The 17,580-nt window shown below is 66.3% G+C and carries 17 protein-coding genes and 1 pseudogene; 9 read left to right on the plus strand and 9 right to left on the minus strand.

All coding sequences use genetic code 11. The features are described 5' to 3' along the window. From N5A93_RS07710 to N5A93_RS07720, 3 genes and pseudogenes are all read right to left on the minus strand, one after another. Nucleotides 1-392 (minus strand): annotated as a pseudogene (locus tag N5A93_RS07710) (transposase); the annotation flags it as partial. A 51-nt stretch (nt 393-443) separates the two neighbouring features. Then, nucleotides 444-662: a DNA cytosine methyltransferase gene (locus N5A93_RS07715; protein ID WP_328405802.1), complete on the minus strand. Its 219-nt coding sequence runs from the start codon at nt 660-662 to the stop codon at nt 444-446. Nucleotides 663-748: 86 nt separating this feature from the next. Then, the gene (locus N5A93_RS07720) at nt 749-1,216 is read right to left on the minus strand and encodes a YbaK/EbsC family protein (RefSeq protein ID WP_268954508.1); all 468 of its coding nucleotides are present in this window, start codon (nt 1,214-1,216) and stop codon (nt 749-751) included. 82 nt (nt 1,217-1,298) lie between these two features. Between N5A93_RS07720 and N5A93_RS07725 the strand changes: the two genes are divergently transcribed. The 5 genes from N5A93_RS07725 (at nt 1,299) to N5A93_RS07745 (ending at nt 6,934) form a co-directional block, all read left to right on the plus strand. Further along, entirely contained in the window at nt 1,299-4,097 is a 2,799-nt protein-coding gene (locus N5A93_RS07725; protein ID WP_268954679.1) for a bifunctional [glutamine synthetase] adenylyltransferase/[glutamine synthetase]-adenylyl-L-tyrosine phosphorylase, read from the plus strand. A gap of 1 nt (nt 4,098) precedes the next feature. Next, on the plus strand, nt 4,099-4,368 hold the full coding sequence (locus N5A93_RS07730) for a hypothetical protein (protein ID WP_268954509.1): 270 nt from the start codon (nt 4,099-4,101) through the stop codon (nt 4,366-4,368). 151 nt (nt 4,369-4,519) lie between these two features. Further along, on the plus strand, nt 4,520-5,155 hold the full coding sequence (locus N5A93_RS07735) for a DUF6778 family protein (protein WP_268954510.1): 636 nt from the start codon (nt 4,520-4,522) through the stop codon (nt 5,153-5,155). 37 nt (nt 5,156-5,192) lie between these two features. Continuing rightward, nucleotides 5,193-6,389 (plus strand): RSP_2647 family RNA methyltransferase, encoded by a 1,197-nt coding sequence (locus N5A93_RS07740; protein WP_268954511.1) that lies wholly within the window; start codon nt 5,193-5,195, stop codon nt 6,387-6,389. Next, nucleotides 6,389-6,934, plus strand: a complete 546-nt coding sequence (locus tag N5A93_RS07745; protein ID WP_268954512.1) for an RSP_2648 family PIN domain-containing protein — start codon at nt 6,389-6,391, stop codon at nt 6,932-6,934. Before N5A93_RS07740 ends, N5A93_RS07745 begins: the two co-directional genes overlap by 1 nt. Before the next feature lie 91 nt (nt 6,935-7,025). Here the strand turns inward: N5A93_RS07745 and N5A93_RS07750 are convergent, their stop codons facing one another. Both N5A93_RS07750 and N5A93_RS07755 read right to left on the minus strand, forming a co-directional pair. Further along, nucleotides 7,026-7,715: a M48 family metallopeptidase gene (locus N5A93_RS07750; protein ID WP_268954514.1), complete on the minus strand. Its 690-nt coding sequence runs from the start codon at nt 7,713-7,715 to the stop codon at nt 7,026-7,028. Nucleotides 7,716-7,755: 40 nt separating this feature from the next. Next, a complete protein-coding gene (locus tag N5A93_RS07755; protein ID WP_268954515.1) occupies nt 7,756-8,706 on the minus strand; it encodes a radical SAM protein in 951 nt (316 codons plus the stop codon). A 191-nt stretch (nt 8,707-8,897) separates the two neighbouring features. On the opposite strand from N5A93_RS07755, the gene zwf reads away from it, so the two are divergent. The 3 genes from zwf to pgi are packed head-to-tail and all read left to right on the plus strand — an operon-like array spanning nt 8,898 to nt 12,638. Then, the gene (zwf, locus tag N5A93_RS07760) at nt 8,898-10,352 is read left to right on the plus strand and encodes a glucose-6-phosphate dehydrogenase (RefSeq protein WP_268954516.1); all 1,455 of its coding nucleotides are present in this window, start codon (nt 8,898-8,900) and stop codon (nt 10,350-10,352) included. Further along, nucleotides 10,349-11,020 (plus strand): 6-phosphogluconolactonase, encoded by a 672-nt coding sequence (gene pgl, locus N5A93_RS07765; RefSeq protein ID WP_268954517.1) that lies wholly within the window; start codon nt 10,349-10,351, stop codon nt 11,018-11,020. Before zwf ends, pgl begins: the two co-directional genes overlap by 4 nt. A 10-nt stretch (nt 11,021-11,030) precedes the next feature. Continuing rightward, nucleotides 11,031-12,638, plus strand: a complete 1,608-nt coding sequence (gene pgi / locus N5A93_RS07770; protein ID WP_268954518.1) for a glucose-6-phosphate isomerase — start codon at nt 11,031-11,033, stop codon at nt 12,636-12,638. Between the two features lie 258 nt (nt 12,639-12,896). Here pgi and N5A93_RS07775 read toward each other — a convergent pair whose 3' ends face one another. The 4 genes from N5A93_RS07775 to N5A93_RS07790 form a co-directional block, all read right to left on the minus strand. Then, on the minus strand, nt 12,897-13,064 hold the full coding sequence (locus N5A93_RS07775; RefSeq protein WP_268954519.1) for a hypothetical protein: 168 nt from the start codon (nt 13,062-13,064) through the stop codon (nt 12,897-12,899). Between the two features lie 89 nt (nt 13,065-13,153). Beyond that, entirely contained in the window at nt 13,154-14,428 is a 1,275-nt protein-coding gene (gene eno / locus N5A93_RS07780) for a phosphopyruvate hydratase (RefSeq protein ID WP_268954520.1), read from the minus strand. 78 nt (nt 14,429-14,506) lie between these two features. Continuing rightward, nucleotides 14,507-15,394: a DMT family transporter gene (locus tag N5A93_RS07785; protein WP_268954521.1), complete on the minus strand. Its 888-nt coding sequence runs from the start codon at nt 15,392-15,394 to the stop codon at nt 14,507-14,509. An 85-nt stretch (nt 15,395-15,479) separates the two neighbouring features. Continuing rightward, entirely contained in the window at nt 15,480-15,893 is a 414-nt protein-coding gene (locus tag N5A93_RS07790; RefSeq protein WP_268954522.1) for a Fur family transcriptional regulator, read from the minus strand. Nucleotides 15,894-16,236: 343 nt separating this feature from the next. On the opposite strand from N5A93_RS07790, the gene N5A93_RS07795 reads away from it, so the two are divergent. Further along, a complete protein-coding gene (locus N5A93_RS07795) occupies nt 16,237-17,526 on the plus strand; it encodes a DEAD/DEAH box helicase (RefSeq protein WP_268954523.1) in 1,290 nt (429 codons plus the stop codon). Nucleotides 17,527-17,580 lie beyond the last annotated feature (54 nt).

The raw sequence follows: 17,580 nt of genomic DNA on the forward strand, positions 1-17,580 counted from the left end.
TTCTGATGCGGGATACCTCATGTCTCGCACTCCCCATCCCCGATCATGCTTTTTTTAAGCAGGCGATTTTCCAGGGTCAGGTCGGCAACGACCTCCTTTAGCGCTGTCGCCTCCGAGCGCAGTTCCTTGACCTCGGGCGAGGTTGCCTGACGCGCGGTGTCGCCCGCCAGCCGCTGCTTGCCCGCCTCGAGAAACTCCTTCGACCACGTGTAGTACAGGCTCTCGCTGATCCCTTCGCGGCGGCACAGGGCGGCAATGCTTTCCTCGCCGCGCAGACCCGCCAGCACGATCCTGATCTTCTCCTCGGCCGAGTACTGTTTGCGGGTCTTGCGCTTGATGCCCTTGACCAGCTTGTCAGCGGCGTCCTTCGATGTTTCGGATTTCTTGTTCATCTTCGCTCCTTGATGGCTGCGATGAACCAGAAATCCTCCGTTACGAAAACATCAAATCTGTCCCATGGGTGCTGACGTCAGACAGTTGGCTTCATAGGTCAGTTTCGCAAACTTGTCCCACTCTGACGTGAAAACACAATGGCCGCCAATACTTTCCATTGCCTGCCTTAGGCCACCGATACCGGCGAAGAGATCTATGAAAGAAAAGCCCTGGGTCATGTGTTCTCCGTTTTGATAAATACCATATATCGGAGCGATGGCCGGGTCCATGATGAAGTTCCGATCTGCTCTGCTGTGGTCGACAATGACCCGAACTGGTTAAGGAATTACTTGTCCGGTCTCATGCCCCGGGGGTCTCAGCCCGTAAACGCGGCCTCTTGTGCGCCGGAGATTCGCAGGAGGAGCGCGGGGGCGATGGGGAAGACGTGGCGCGGCGTGCCTGCGGCGGCCCAGACGGTTTCGAAGGCCAGCAATGCCGGATCGAAGAAGGCGCGCGGCGCGGTGAGGTGGCCAAGGGGCGCGACGCCGCCGATGGCAAAGCCGGTCTGGGCGCGGATCAGCGCCGCGTCGGCCTTGCCCAGCCGTTCGCCCGCAAGGGTCGAGGCGCTGTCGGCATCGACCTGATTGCCGCCCGCGGTGATGAAGAGGATCGCTTCGCCCGACATCTCGCCGCGAAACATGATCGACTTGGCGATCTGATCGACGGTGCAGCCGACAAGATCCGCGGCCATCTGCGCGGTGGTGGCCTGACCGACCTCGACGGGCGCGCTGTCGCAGCCGGCATCGGCGAGGGCGCGGCGGACACGGGCGAGACTTTTGCTCATGGCGACTCCTGTTGCTTGCCGGGGCACTATTTCAACCGTGTCGGGCATTGACCAGACCCGTGGCCTCGGTATCAGTGGGATCATGGATTTCTCGTCACGCATCACCCGCCTGCCACGCGCCCACGACCCCGAACAGGGGCGGGAAGCGCGCGCGCTGTTCCCAGACCTCGGCGATGATCTGGCCGATCTGGTGGAAGGGGCGGCGGGGTGCAGCCCCTATCTCAAGACGCTGGCCGAAAAGGAGCGCGACTGGCTGCCCGGCGCATTTGAGGCGCCGGAGGCGGCGATGGAGACGCTGGAATCCGATTTGCGCGCGGTCGCGCCCGAGGCGCTGGCGGATGCGCTGCGTCAGGGCAAGCGGCGGGTGGCGCTGTTGATCGGGCTGGCGGATCTGGCGGGAGTGTGGCCGCTGGAGGAGGTGACCGGGCGGCTGACGGCGTTTGCCGATCTGGCCTGCGATCTGGCGATGAAAGCCTGTGTGGGGGCCGAGATCCGGCGCGGCAAGCTGCCGGGCAAGAGCGCCGATGATGTTGCGAAAGCGGGCGGCATGGTGGCGCTGGCGATGGGCAAGATGGGGGCGGGGGAGCTGAATTACAGCTCTGATATCGACCTGATCTGCCTGTTTGACGAGACCCAGTTCGATGAATGCGCGTATCACGAGGCGCGGGCGTCCTTTGTGCGTGCGACGCGCAAGATGGCTGCGATGCTGAACGACCGCACCGCCGAGGGCTATGTGTTTCGCACCGATCTGCGGCTGCGCCCGGACCCGAGCGTGACGCCGGTCTGTCTGGCGATGGCGGCGGCGGAGACCTATTACGAAAGTCTCGGGCGCACTTGGGAGCGCGCGGCCTATGTGAAGGCGCGCGCTTGCGCGGGCGATCTGGAGGCGGGGCAGAGGTTTCTTGAGGTGCTGCGCCCCTTCGTGTGGCGCAAGCATCTGGATTTCGCCGCGATCGAGGACGCCCACAACATGCGGCTGCGCATCCGCGAGCACAAGGGGCTGGGCGGTGCGCTGACCTTGCCGGGGCATAACATGAAGCTGGGGCGCGGTGGCATCCGCGAGATCGAGTTCTTTACCCAGACCCAGCAGATCATCGCCGGTGGGCGCGACCCGGATCTGCGCGTGCGTGGCACGGTCGAGGGGCTGGCGCGGCTGGCCGAAAAGGGCTGGGTGCCGCAGGATGTGGCCGAGGTGCTGACGGCGCATTACCGGTTCCATCGCGAGGTCGAGCACCGTTTGCAGATGCTGCGCGATGCGCAGACCCATGACCTACCGGGATCGCAGGATGAGTTCGACCGGCTGGCGGCCTTCATGGGGCTGGAAACGGACGCGCTCAAGGCCGAGCTGCTGGAGCGGCTGACAGAGGTTCACGCGCTGATCGAGGGGTTCTTTGCGCCCGAGGATCAAGAGGGTGCGGGCGAAGCGCCTGACATCGGCGAGCTGCCCTTCGACGAGGAGATCATCGCGCGCTGGCCGGGTTATCCGGCGCTGCGGTCGGGGCGCGCGGTGGAGATATTCAAGCGGTTGAAGCCCGATATCCTGTCGCGCCTTGCGCGCACGGCGCAACCCGACGAGGCCTTGATGGCCTTTGACGGCTTCCTCGCGGGGCTGCCGGCCGGGGTGCAGGTGTTTTCGCTTTTCGAGGCCAATCCGCAGCTGGTCGATCTGCTGGTGGATATCGCGGGCACCTCGCCCAAGCTGGCGGCGCATCTGTCGCGTAATGCGGGTGTGTTCGATGCTGTCATCGCGGGGGATTTCTTTGCCGATTGGCCGGGGCGCGCGGCGCTGGAAGAGGCCTTGGGCGAGCGCGTGGCGCGCGAAGAGGATTACGAGCGCAAGCTTGATGCCGCGCGGCGCTGGATGAAGGAATGGCATTTCCGCATCGGCGTGCATCATCTGCGCGGCCTTGTGGGCGCGGACGCGGCGGGGGCGCAATATGCCGATCTGGCGGGCGCGGTGATCGGGGTCTTGTGGCCCGTGGTGATGGCACAGTTCGCGCAGAAACACGGGGAGGCGCCGGGGCGCGGCGCGGTGGTTCTGGGGATGGGGTCGCTGGGGGCCGAGCGGCTGAACGCGGAATCCGACCTTGACCTGATCGTGATCTATGACGCGGACGGGGTCGAGGGATCGGAGGGCAAGCGGCCCCTGGCGACGCGGCCCTATTATGCGCGCCTGACGCAAGCGATGATCACCGCGCTGAGCGCGCCGATGGCCGAAGGCAAGCTATACGAGGTCGACATGCGGCTGCGCCCGTCGGGCAATCAGGGGCCGGTGGCGGCCAGTCTGCAGTCGTTTCAGGCGTATCAGCGCGAGGATGCCTGGGTCTGGGAACATCTGGCGCTGACGCGGGCCAGGGTGATCGCGGGGCCGGAGGCGCTGGCGGGCGATGTCGAGGCGTTCCGCGCCGAATTGCTGGCCGAGAAGGGCGCCCGCGGAAAGGTGATCCCCGAAGTGGCGGCAATGCGCGCCCGCGTCGCCGAAGCGAAGCCGCCCGAAGGCCCCTGGGATACCAAGCTGGGGCGCGGGCGCTTGCAGGAGATCGAGCTGATGGCGCAAGCCGGCAGCCTGATGGCTGGCGAGACGCGGCGCTCGGTCAAGGCGGGGTTGGCGGCCTGTGTCGCAATCGGCTGGCTGGATGACGCTGCGGGAGAGGCGCTGGAGCGCGCGGGCAGGCTTTGCTGGAACCTGTTGCAGGCCGCCAAGCTGCTGAGCGACAGGCCGCTTGATCCCGGACGGATCGGCGAGGGTGGTCTTGGCTTTGTGCTGCGAGAGACCGGGCATGAGACGCTGGCCGAATTGCGCGCCGATCTGGACGCGGCGACAGAGGCGGCGGCAAGGGCGATTGATGCGGGCCTTGACAGCCCGCAAGGAGAGAAATGAGATGGAACGCGACCCGCTGGACGCCAAGGGCCTCATTCGCGAGGCCTATCGTATCGAGGGGATCGAAAGCCCCGAATGCCGCTCGATCTTTCTGGATTGGGCGCTGTCGCTGCCCGACGATCAGGACCAGTCCGAGGCGATCACGCGTCTGCTGGCGCAATATGGCGATGAGCATCCGGGCCATCCGATGACGCAGGTTCTGCGCGAGGGGCTGGAGGCGGGCGAGCGCCCGAGGCGGCGCGGCGGCTGGCGCGCGCGCGAGCGCGGCTGAGGGCGGCTCTGAGGAGCGTGCGGGCGGCGGGCATTGCCACGCCAGCGCCGTTGACAGATCACGGGAAAACGCCGGATTTGTCCAAAATGCGCCCCAATTCAGGGGGATAGTCCATCCAAACCAAAGCGGGCCAGAGGCCCAGGAGGAAGAGATGGTTACCATTCGCTTGTTTGCAGTGCTTCTGCTGGGACTGGTCGTTTCGGGCTGCGGGGCGCGCGACACCGCGATGCGCAACGCCGCGTTCGATCCGGCCGATGTACAGCCGGTGCCGACCTCGGTCGAGGTCCGCGATATCCGGGTGTCGGTGCCCAAGGAACTGAAGGTTTCGGAAGCCAACATGTATCTGCCCGCCGGCGACATCGTCTGGCGCGAGGACCCGCTTGGTGACCGCCATGCGCAGGTCAGGGCGATCTTCGAGACGGCGATGCAGCGTGGCGTCGATGCGCTGCCGCAAGGGCAGGTGCCGGTGGTGCTGGACATCGAGGTCAAGCGCTTCCATGCGCTGTCGGAAAAGGCGCGCTATACGGTGGGCGGGGTGCACTCGCTGCAATTCGTGATGCAGCTGCGCGATCCCGAGACCGGCGCGCCCTATGGGGCACCGCGCACGGTCAAGGCGAATTTCAAGGCGCTGGGCGGTCAGACGGCATTGGAGGCCGAGCGCCAGGGTATCACCCAGAAGGTGCGGATCACCGAGCATCTGGCCGAGGTGATCGGCGAGGAGCTGAGCGGGCAGGCCAGCCAGAAAACGGCCGGGCGCGGGCTCTTCGGGATCAAGACGCGACTCTGATCTTTTCGCGACGCGACAAAGGGCTTAAGGGGATGGCATGACGCTGTCCCCTTATCCCGTTATCCGCCTCAGACCCAAGGGCCAGGCGCGCACCGTGCGCCATGGATTCCCTTGGGTCTATGACAATGAGCTGGTCACCGACCGGCGCACCCGCAAGCTTGCCCCCGGCAGTATCGCGCTGCTGGAGGATGGCGAGCGCCAGCCGCTGGCGCTGGTGGCGGTGAACCCGGAGTCGCGCATCATGGCCCGCGTGCTGGAGCGCGATTGCGGCGCGGTGATCGGGGCCGACTGGCTGCGCGCCCGCATTGAGCGCGCCCGGGCGCTGCGCGCGCGCCTTTATGATGCGCCCTTCTACCGGCTGGTCCATGCCGAGGCCGATGGCTTGCCGGGCGTGGTGATCGACCGGTTCGGCGACACTGCGGTGATCCAGCCCAATGCGGCCTGGGCCGAGCTGTTGCTGGAGGAACTGGCCGATGCGCTGGTCGGGGTCACGGGTGTGCGCAATGTGCTGAAGAACGCGGGCGGGCGGGCAAGGGCGCTGGAAGGGCTAGACGACGCAAGCGCGGTGTTGCGCGGCGAGATGCCCGGCGCGCCGGTGGATGTGCCGATGAACGGCGCCGTCTACAAGGCCGATCTGGAGGGCGGGCAGAAGACCGGCCTGTTCTATGACCAGCGGCCCAACCATGCCTTTGGCGCGCGTCTGGCGAAGGGCACAAGGGTGCTCGATGTGTTTTCGCATGTGGGGGGCTTTTCGCTGGCGGCGCTGGCGGGCGGCGCGACAAGCGCGCTGGCGGTCGATGGATCGGCTCCGGCGCTGGCTTTGGCCGAGGCGGGCGCGCGCGCAAGCGGTGTGGAGGCGTCTTTCGCCACGCGGCGGGGCGATGCCTTCGACGTGCTGGGCGAACTGGCCGGGGAGGGCGCGCGGTTCGATCTGGTGATCTGCGATCCGCCGGCCTTCGCGCCGTCGAAAAAGGCGCTGGAGGCGGGGCTCAGGGCCTATGAGCGGGTGGCGCGCATGGCCGCGCCGCTGGTGGCCGAGGGCGGGTTCCTGGGGCTGTGTTCCTGCTCGCATGCGGTCGATCTTCAGAAATTCCGGACCGCCAGCCTGCGCGGGATCGGCCGCGCGGGGCGCGAAGGCGCCTTGATCCATACCGGATTTGCGGGGCCGGACCATCCGCTGCATCCGCACCTGGCCGAGAGCGGCTATCTCAAGGCGCTGTTCTTTCGGCTGTGATGAAGGTTCTGCTGGATACCTGCGTGATCTATCCCACGGTGATGCGCCAGATGCTTCTGGGCGTGGCGGCGCGCGGGGTGTTCACACCGCTCTGGTCGGCGCGCATCATCGGCGAATGGCTGCGCGCGGCCGAGAAGCTGGGGCGCGAGGGCGTGGCGCAGGCACATGGCGAGGCGGCGCTTCTGGCGCGCGCATGGCCGGAGGCGGAGGTGAGCTATCCGGCGGCGCTGGAGGCGCGGCTCTGGCTGCCGGACGCGGCGGATATTCATGTGCTGGCGGCGGCGATCGCCGGGTCGGCGGATTTGATCGTGACGCTGAATGTCAGGGATTTCCCGCGCAACATTCTGGCCGAGGAGGGCGTGAGCCGCGCCGATCCCGACAGTTTCCTGCACGGCATCTGGCAGGCGCAGCCCGAATTGGTGCACGCGGTGGCGCAGGAGGTTCTGGACGAGGCGAACCGCCTTTCGGGGCGCGCATGGGAGATGCGGCCCCTTTTGAAAAAGGCGCGGCTGCCGCGCATCGCCAAGGCGGTGGGCGGCGGCTGAGAGCGGCAAGGGAGGAATGGGGGCGCTGCCCCCGTCGCGCAAGGCGCGACTCCCCCGGGATATTTGAGAACAGAAGAAGGCCGGGGGGCGTTCAGCCCTTGAGCGCCCAGCGGGATTCGAGTTTCTCGATGGCGGCGATGCGGTCGTCGGTTTTGGGATGGCTCATGAGCCAGGCGGGGGCGGCGCCCGAGCGGGCCTGGGTGAGGGCCTCGAGTTTGCGAAAGAGGGATTTCTGCGCATCGGTGCCGATCCCGGCCTTGGTGAGCAGGGCCGCGGCGTATTCATCGGCCTCGTATTCGTCGCCGCGAGAGAGGCGCGCGGCCAGGAGCGACGTGAGCGCATTGGCGATCCAGATGCCGATGCCGGGCAGGAAGCGCGACAGGATCATCGCGAGTGCCGTGCGCAGGGCGTTCTGGCCCGAGAAGTCGATCATCCGGCGGCGGCTGTGGCCGAGCGCGACATGGCCGAGTTCATGGGCGATGACGCTGGCGAGTTCGCCATCGGTGACCTCGCCCTGCTGGAACTTGCGATAAAAGCCGCGGGTGATGAAGATGCGCCCGTCGGGGGCGGCGAGGCCGTTCACCGGGTCGATCTCATAGATGTTCACGCGGATGCGCGGCAGGTCGAGTGCCGCGGCCAGCCGGTCGGTCATCGCCTTGAGGCGCGGATCGGCCAGTTCGCTGGAGCGCGAATCGAGCTCGCGCCGGGTGCGCCAGACCGAGAAGCGATACATCACGAAGGCGTAGAGCACCGCCAGAAGGATGGGCGTGAAACGGATCATGTCTGATATATGGGGCAGGGTGGGCGCGGGGGCAAGCGCATCAGCCCGAGCAGCTGGCCCCGCCCAGCACGCAGAACTTGGCGCAATGGGGGTGATTGAGGGTGACGTCGGATTCGGCCTCTGCCAGGGTCTCGCCCATTTCGAATTCCGGCGCATAGGGCAGCAATGTGCATGAGAGCACCGCCGGGCGCGCCGCGCCGCGCCGTTTCACCACCATGCGCGAGGAGGCGCACATCACCTCGTCGGGGGATTTGCCCAGGATGTCCCAGCAGGCGGTGGTGATTTCGGGCACTTCGACGGATTCGTCCATTTCGGGGAAGATCACGGTTGCGGCCGGGTCGTCGGCGTCGATGGCGAAGCCATGTTCGGCGTAAAGGCGGCGATAGCCCGCCCGCGCCTCGGCGTCGGTTTCGCCCCAGGTGCTGCGCCCGGCGACGCTCATGCGGATGCCGGTGTCGCGCAGCCATTCCATGCCTTGAAGCGTGCGCGCGAACGCGCCCTTGCCGCGTTCGACATCGTGATATGTCCGCGACCAGTGGTCGAGCGAGATGCGCAGCGTGAGGCGGTCGCGCCATGTGTCGGCCAGTGCGGCGAGGCCGCGCTGGACATGGGGGCGCATCATCGGGCGCATGGCGTTGGTGAGGATCAGCACCTCGAAGCCGCGCTGGAGCGCGGTGCGGGCCATGGCGACCATCTCGGGGTTCATGAAGGGTTCACCGCCGGTGAAGCCGATCTCGCGCACCGGCCAGCGGCGGGTTTCGATCTGGTCGAGGAAATCGCGCGTTTCGGCTTCGGTGATATAGACCAGCCGGTCATTGAGCGGCGAGCTTTCGATATAGCAATTGGCGCAGGTGATGTTGCACAGCGTGCCGGTGTTGAACCAGAGCGTTTCGGGGCGCGACAAGGGCACCGTTGCACGGGGCTGGCCATCGGCGGTGATGGCGGGATCGCGGAACTTTCCGGCATTGGCCGGTGGGGTGCTGGCATCCATGGGGTGACCATTCTCGTTTTGTGACGATGACAGGGCTAACCCGGTGAGGACGCGAAAGAAACCGCTCTGGGGCGGCTTGACGCCATTGTGAAGTTGACCCTGCATGGTAGACTCGGAGTCGGCTGCGGGGTTTTCGCCCGGAGGCCGTGAGCGTCACATCGGTCATGCCGCCTTGCGGCAGGAGGGTTCACATGGTTTCGCGCGTCATCCCGGTCGAGCCGTTCGATCTGGTCGTGTTCGGCGGCACCGGCGATCTGGCCCGGCGCAAGATCCTGCCGGCGCTTTACCGGCGGTTCCTGGCCGGGCAGATGGGCGAGACATCGCGGGTGATCGGCGCGGCGCGCAGCAGGATGGACGCGGCGGAATATCGCGATTTCGTGCGCGCGGCGATCGGGGAGTTCGACCCCGTCTCGGCGCATAATGCCGACGGTCTGACGGCGTTCCTGGAGCGGTTGAGCTATGTCGCGGTCGATGCGGCGGGCGACACGGGCTGGGACAGGCTGGCGGGTGAGGTCGGCAGCGGGCGCATCAGGGCGTTCTATTTCTCGGTCGGGCCGCGCCTTTTCGGGGCGCTGGCCGAGCGGCTGCACGAATACGGCATGGCGGATGCGGACAGCCGGATCGTGGTCGAGAAGCCCTTTGGCCGCGACCTGGCGAGCGCGCGCGAGTTGAACCGGGTGCTGGCGCAGCATTTCCACGAGCACCAGATCTACCGGATCGACCATTACCTGGGCAAGGAAACCGTGCAGAACCTGATGGCGGTGCGGTTCGGCAACATGCTGTTCGAGCCCTTGTGGAACAGCCAGTATGTCGATCACATCCAGATCACGGTGGCCGAAAGCGTCGGGGTGGGCGGGCGCGGGGACTATTACGACCGCGCCGGGGCGATGCGCGACATGATGCAGAATCACCTGATGCAGCTTTTGTGCCTGATCGCCATGGAGCCGCCCGCCAAGTTTGACCCGGATGCGGTGCGCGACGAGAAGCTGAAGGTGATCCGGGCGCTGGATCCGGTAACGCCGGACAATGTGGTGCGCGGGCAATACGAGGCGGATGACGGCAAGCCCGATTACCGCGCGCAGGTCGGAAACCCGGAGAGCACCACGGAGAGTTTCGTCGCCCTCAAGGCGCATGTGAGCAACTGGCGCTGGGCGGGAACGCCGTTTTACCTGCGCACCGGCAAGCGCCTGAAGGACCGCGCCAGCGAGATCGCGGTGGTGTTCAAGGAAACGCCGCATTCGATCTTTGGCGAGGAGGCCGGGCGGCACCGCAATATCCTGACCATCCGGCTTCAGCCCAATGAGGGGATCGAACTGGACGTGACCATCAAGGAACCGGGGCCCGGGGGCATGCGTTTGGTGGATGTGCCGCTCGACATGACATTCGCCGAGGCGCTTGGACCCGACAGCGCCGATTTCCCCGATGCTTATGAGCGCCTGATCATGGATGTGATCCGGGGCAACCAGACGCTGTTCATGCGCGGTGACGAGGTCGAGGCCGCCTGGGCCTGGACCGATCCGATCATCGAGGGATGGGATGCGCGGGGCGAGGCGCCCAGGGCCTATGCCTCGGGAAGTGCGGGGCCGGATGATGCGTTGATGCTGATGCATCGTGACGGGCGCCGCTGGCGGGAGATAAAACCATGAAATTGCTGGAATATGCTGACGATGAAATGCTGGCCATCGAGCTGGCAAACAGGCTGGCGGGGGATTTGCGCGCGGCGCTGGTGCATGAGGACCGGGTCTTGTTCGTGGTGCCGGGTGGCACGACGCCGGGGCCGGTCTTTGATGCGCTTTGCGATTCCAATCTCGACTGGTCGCGGGTTGATGTGATGCTGAGCGACGAGCGCTGGGTGCCGGAGGTTCATGTGCGCTCGAACACGCGGCTGATCCGCGAGCGCCTGCTAGTGGGGCGCGCGGCGGCGGCGCGATTCTTGCCGCTCTATGCCAAGGCCGAGAGCCCCGAGGCGGTTCTGGCCGAGCTGGAATCGAATATATACCCGCGGCTGCCGATCTCGGTTCTGTTGCTGGGGATGGGCGAGGACATGCATACGGCCTCGATCTTTCCCAAGGGCGACAACCTGGAGCTGGCGCTGGCGCAGGATGCGCCGGTGCTGGTGGCGATGCGCGCGCCGGGCCTGCCCGAGCCGCGCGTCACGCTGTCGGCGCGGGTGCTGGACGCGGCGTTGTCCAAGCATATGATGATCACCGGCAAGGCCAAGCGCAACGCGCTGGACCGCGCGCAGAGCAGCAGCCGCCAGCAGGCGCCGGTGCGCGCGGTGCTGGAGGACATGATGGTGCATTGGGCCGCATGAAGGGGCAGGAATGTTCGACAGGCTGAAGAAAATGGCGGGCGATCCCGCACGGCAGGAGATCGCGGCGCTGTTCGCGCGCGATCCCGCACGCGCGGAGACGTTTTCGCTCAGGCATGACGGGATGCTGTTCGACTATTCCAAGACGCGGATCGACGCGGAGGTGTGCGCGGCCTTGCTGGAGCTGGCCGAAACGCGGGGCGTGGCGGCGCGGCGGGATGCGATGTTCGCCGGGCAGGCGATCAACGAGACCGAGGGGCGCGCGGTGTTGCACAGCGCCTTGCGCAACCTTGGCGGCGCGCCGGTTCTGGTCGGGGGGCGCGACGTGATGCCCGGCGTGCTGGAGACGCTGGCGCGGATGGAGGATTTTGCCGAAGCTGTGCGCGGCGGGCGTTTCACCGGGCAGGGCGGCGCCATAACCGATGTGGTCAATATCGGGATCGGCGGCTCGCATCTGGGGCCTGAGATGGCGACACGGGCGCTGGCGCCCTGTCATGACGGGCCGCGCTGTCATTTCGTGTCGAACGTGGACGGGGCCGATATTCATGACACGCTCAAGGGGCTCGATCCCGCGCGCACGCTGGTGATCGTGGCCTCCAAGTCCTTTACCACGGCCGAGACCATGACCAATGCCGCCACCGCGCGGGACTGGATGGCGCGCAGCGTCGCGGAGCCGGCGGCGCAGTTCGTGGCGGTGTCGAGCGCGCTGGAACGCACCGGGGCCTTCGGTATCGCGCCCGAGCGTGTGTTCGGCTTCGAGGATTGGGTCGGCGGGCGCTATTCGCTTTGGGGGCCGATCGGATTGCCCTTGATGATCGCCATTGGTCCTGCGGATTTTCGGGCGTTTCTGGGTGGTGGCGCCGATATGGACGCGCATTTTCGCAAAGCTCCATTGGCCGGGAACATGCCGGTGATGCTGGCGCTTTGCGGGCTTTGGCATCATCAGGTCTGTGGTCATCCGACGCGGGCGGTGCTGCCTTATGACCAGCGGCTTGCGCGGCTGCCCGCCTATCTTCAGCAGCTCGAGATGGAAAGCAACGGCAAGCGCGTGACCATGGTCGGCGCGCCGCTGGAGGATGGCAGCGGGCCGGTGGTCTGGGGCGAGCCGGGCACCAACGGGCAGCATGCGTTCTACCAGCTTATCCATCAGGGCACGCAGGTCGTGCCATGCGAATTCATGCTGGCGGCGAGAGGGCATGAGCCGCATCTGACGCATCATCAGCGGATGCTGGTCGCGAATTGCCTGGCGCAGTCCGAGGCGTTGATGCGCGGGCGCACGATGGCGCAGGCGCGCGATCTGATGCGCGCGGCGGGCGCCACGGGCGAGGCGCTGGAGCGGCTGGCGGCGCATCGGGTGTTCCCCGGCAACCGCCCGTCGACGACGTTGCTTTATGACCGTCTGACGCCGCGGCGGCTGGGCCAGATCATCGCGCTTTACGAGCATCGGGTGTTCGTCGAGGGCGCGGTGCTGGGGATCAATTCATTCGATCAATGGGGAGTCGAACTGGGCAAGGCGCTGGCCAGCGAGATCGAGCCGATCCTGGCGGGCGAGGCGGATGGGCAGGAAAAAGACGGATCGACCCGTGCGCTGATCGCGCATGTGCAGGCGCTGGGCGGTTGAGAACCGGCCCGCACGGGGGATAGACGACAGCGATACAATATGCTTGCCGCTCGTGCGGGCCGGTCCCTCAGGATGACGGGGCCGCGGCGAGGGGTCTGACACGCAAAACACATGCCCCTTCACCCGCATTCTGCTCCGGTCCTGATTTGCGGACTTTGCCTTGTCCGCGAACTTGTACGGCGCGCGTTTCAGGCTGGATCACAAATTTCTCACCGACCGAAGCCGGTCCGGATCCCGGCCCATGTCATGGCGCGGGCTTCAGCTGGCCTGGGGCACGCAATCCACCGCCGAGCTATCGAGCTCCTGAACCGGGTCGCCGGGGGTGCATTCCTCGCCGGTGACGGGGTAGTGATCCTCGTCGGCGCAGGCGCTCAGAAGGGTGGCGGCGGCGGACAGGGCGAAAAGGGTCTTCAGGAATCTTGCCATGCTATGTCTCCGTGAAAATGGGCCGTTTCACGTCTTTAGCAGGGATGCCCGCGCCTGGATTTGACACGTATCAAGGCGCGGGCGAAAGTTCAGCGCAGGATCGAGCGGCCCGCATATTGGGCGGTGTCGCCAAGGGACTCTTCGATGCGGATCAACTGGTTGTATTTCGCGAGCCGGTCCGAGCGCGCCAGGCTGCCGGTCTTGATCTGCCCGCAATTGGTGGCAACGGCCAGATCGGCGATGGTGGCATCCTCGGTTTCGCCCGAGCGGTGCGACATGACGTTGGTCATGCGCGCGCGATGCGCCATGTCGACGGCGCGCAGGGTTTCGGTGAGGGTGCCGATCTGGTTGACCTTGACCAGCATGGAATTGGCGGCGCCGCGCTCGATGCCTTCGGCCAGGCGGGCGGGATTGGTGACGAAAAGGTCGTCGCCCACCAGCTGCACGCGGTCGCCGATGGCGTCGGTCAGCAGTTTCCAGCCCTCCCAGTCATCCTCGGACATGCCGTCCTCGATCGAGATGATCGGGTAGTCGTCGCAGAGGGATTTCAGATAATCGACATTCTCGGCGCTGGACAGGCTTTTGCTTTCGCCGGAGAATTCATATTTGCCGCCTTTGTAATATTCCGTCGCGGCGCAGTCGAGCGCGAGGCAGATGTCGTCGCCCGGCGTGTAGCCCGCCTTTTCGATGGAGGCGAGGATGAGGTCGAGCGCCTCGCGGGTCGATCCCAGTTCGGGGGCGAAGCCGCCCTCGTCGCCAAGCCCGGTGGAGAGGCCCTTGGCGATCAGTTCCTTCTTGAGCGTGTGAAAGACTTCGGAGCCCATGCGCACCGCATCGCGGATATTGCCCGCGCTGAGCGGCATGATCATGAATTCCTGAATGTCGATCGGGTTGTCGGCATGTTCGCCGCCATTGATGATGTTCATCATCGGCACCGGCAGGACCCGCGCCGACGTGCCCCCGACATAGCGGTAAAGCGGCTGGCCGGTGAAATCGGCGGCGGCCTTGGCCACGGCGAGACTGACCCCGAGGATCGCGTTGGCGCCAAGGCGGCCCTTGTTGGGGGTGCCGTCGCATTCGATCATCGCCATGTCGATGCCGACCTGTTCGGTGGCGTCCATGCCCAGCAGTTCCTCGGCGATCTCGCCATTCACCGCCGCGCAGGCCTCGAGCACGCCCTTGCCCATGTAGCGCGCCGCGTCGCCGTCGCGTTTCTCGACCGCCTCATGCGCCCCGGTCGAGGCACCCGAGGGCACCGCGGCGCGGCCCATCGTGCCGTCTTCGAGGATCACATCGACCTCGACCGTCGGATTGCCCCGGCTGTCCAGGATTTCGCGGGCGTGAATGTCGATGATGGTGCTCATGGGCGTTCTCTTTGTCTTGATCCGTTGGGGTTTGGCGGTGCCATACCACCTTCGCGCAGGAATACAACGCTGATAGGGCTAACGGGCCGCGGCGGCGCGGCGGGCGCGGCGGTGCAGGCGCTGTTCGCGCAGCAGGGTATAGAGCCCCGAGCCGATGATGATGGCCGCGCCGGTCAGGGTCAGCGCATCGGGGCGTTCGCCGAACACCGTGACGCCGATGACCAGCGCGAAGACCAGCCGGGTATAGCGGAAGGGGGTGACGAAGCTGACCTCGCCAAAGCGCATCGCGGCGACGATGGCGTAATAGGCCCCGACCCCAAGCAACAGCGCAAGGCCGATGTCGCGCCAGTTGGCCGCGTCCGGGCTGACGGCGCCGCCGCTGAGCCAGATCAGCACCGCGCCTGCGGGAACGGTGGTGGCGAAGCCGTAGCTGGACAGCTGCATCGAGGTGACGCTGCGCGGCACGGCGCGGGTGGCGAGGTCGCGCAGGGCAAGGCCGATCACCGCCTGCACCGCGAAAAGCGAGGCGGGTTCGAACCCTTCGAGGCCGGGGCGGATCACGAGCAGGACCCCGACAAAACCGACGATGATCGCGCTCCAGCGCCGCCAGCCGACCTGTTCGCCCATGAACAGCGCCGCCCCCAGCGTCACCGCAAGCGGTGTCGCCTGCAGGATCGCGGAGGCCGAGGAAAGCGGCGTGAGCGCGATGGCGGTGACGAAACCCAGCGTGCCGATCAACTCGCCAAGATTGCGCAGCAGCACCGGGCCGCTGAGCAGGTCGCGCGAGAACAGGCGATGGCCGCGCGCCAGGGCGATGAGGCCGAAGGCCACCGCGCCGCCGCTGCCGAGCATGATAAGGATCTGGCCCACGGGCAGATCCAGCGACAGCCGCTTGATGAACATGTCTTCCAGCGCAAAGCCGAACATGGCCAGCACCATCAGGGCGCTGGCGCGCAGGTTTTCCATGGTATCGCCTCGGGGTGTCAGTTGTGTCTTCCGCGCCACCTGCCTACGACGGCGCGCAGAGCAAGACAAGATGCCGCAGGCGGCTCTAGCGCTTGCGCAAAGGCACGCCGTAGAGTTCGAGCCGGTGCCCCTTGAGCTTGTAGCCCAGTTTCTCGGCGATCTTTTCCTGAAGCGCCTCAATCTCGGGGTCGACGAATTCGATCACCTCGCCGCTTTGCATGTCGATCAGGTGGTCGTGATGCTCGCGTTCGGCGTCCTCGTATCGGGCGCGCCCGTCGCCGAATTCCAGCTTGTCGAGGATGCCGGCCTCTTCGAACAGTTTGACGGTGCGATAGACCGTGGCGATCGAGATGCGCGGATCGCGCGCCGCGGCGCGGGCGTAGAGCTCTTCGACATCGGGGTGATCCTCGGAGGTTTCGAGCACCGTGGCGATGATGCGCCGCTGTTCTGTCATGCGCAGGCCCTTGGCCTCGCAGCGGTCGGTGATCGTGTCGGACATGCCGGCCCCCCTGTCGTCATCGGGCTGTTGGATAACGTTATCGTCAAAATGATTCCACCTGTTTCGTGCCCCGAGGTTGACTTTGAGGGGCGAAGAGCGCATGTGACATCTCAACCGATGTTTCCTGCCGCGTGAGCAGCCGGGCCGAAGAACTGCCGCATGCCGGCGCTGGCCCATAATGAAACATCGCGGAATGTTCCCAAAATCACGCGTGGGTCCGAACCGTCTGACCAATGACCGGCACGAGGCCGGGCATGGAGTGAGGCGCAACCACGAGACCGGAACCCCGCCTGGGGTTCGCCAAGGTATGCGGCCGTGCGGCCCATGCCCGAAAGGAAATGATTTGAACCTGTTTCAGGAAATGGGCCTGCCCGGCCCGCTGGTGAAGAAGCTGGCAGCATTGGGCATTACAGAACCGACCCCCATCCAGGAGCGCGCGATTCCCTTCGCGCTGGATGGCAGCGATGTCATGGGCCTTGCCCAGACGGGCACCGGCAAGACGATGGCCTTTGGCCTGCCGCTGCTGTCGCAACTGATGGAAGAACATGGCAAGCCCGAGCCGAAAAGCGTGCGCAGCCTGATCCTCGCGCCGACGCGGGAACTGGCGGGGCAGATCCGCGACTCGCTGATGCCGCTGGTCAAGGACACGCCGATCAAGGTGGGTCTGGTTGTCGGCGGCGCGTCGATCGGCGCGCAGATCAAGCGGCTGGAGCGGGGCACGGATGTGCTGGTCGCGACGCCGGGACGCCTGCTGGACCTCTTGGAGCGCCGGGCGCTGCGCCTGGATGCGACGCGCTTCCTGGTGCTGGACGAGGCCGACCAGATGCTGGATCTCGGTTTCATCCACGCGCTGCGCAAGATCGCGGGGCTGCTGCCGCCCGAGCGCCAGACCATGCTGTTTTCGGCCACCATGCCCAAGCAGATGGAAGAGATCGCTTCAAGCTACCTGACCCATCCCAAGCGCGTGCAGGTCAGCCCGCCGGGCAAGGCGGCGGACAAGGTCACGCAGGTGGTGCATTTCATCGCCAAGTCGGAGAAACCCGAGCTGCTGATCGAGCTGCTGAACGGGCATCGCGACGAACTGGCGCTGGTGTTCGGGCGCACGAAGCACGGATCGGACAAGCTGGCGCGCCGTCTGGAGCAGGCCGGTTATGCGGTGGCCGCGATCCATGGCAACAAGAGCCAGGGTCAGCGCGAACGCGCCTTGCGGTCGTTCCGCTCGGGCGAGGTGCGGGTATTGGTGGCAACGGATGTGGCGGCGCGCGGGCTGGATATTCCCGATGTGAAGCATGTCTACAATTACGATCTGCCCAATGTCGCCGAGAACTATGTCCACCGGATCGGGCGCACCGCGCGCGCGGGCCGCGATGGCGCGGCGGTGGCGTTCTGCGCGCCCGACGAGATGGGTGAGTTGAAGGACATCCAGAAGGCGATGGGGATTTCGATTCCGGTGGCTTCGGGGCGTCCCTGGGCGGATCTGCCCGACCCCAACGCCAAGCCCAAGGGCCGTGGCGGGCCGCGTCGCCGCAAGGGCGGCGGTGGCGGCTTTGGCGGCGGCGGCGGGGGCGGACAGCCGCGCAATGCCGAAGGGCCGCAGCGCCGGCGCCGGCGCACGCGCAGCAAGGCTGCCTGAGCAACAGGCAAGGATGAAAGGGCCGGGGCGCATGATGCGCTCCGGCCTTTTTCG

It is taken from the genome of Roseovarius salincola (assembly GCF_026891095.1).
Classification (GTDB): domain Bacteria; phylum Pseudomonadota; class Alphaproteobacteria; order Rhodobacterales; family Rhodobacteraceae; genus Roseovarius; species Roseovarius salincola.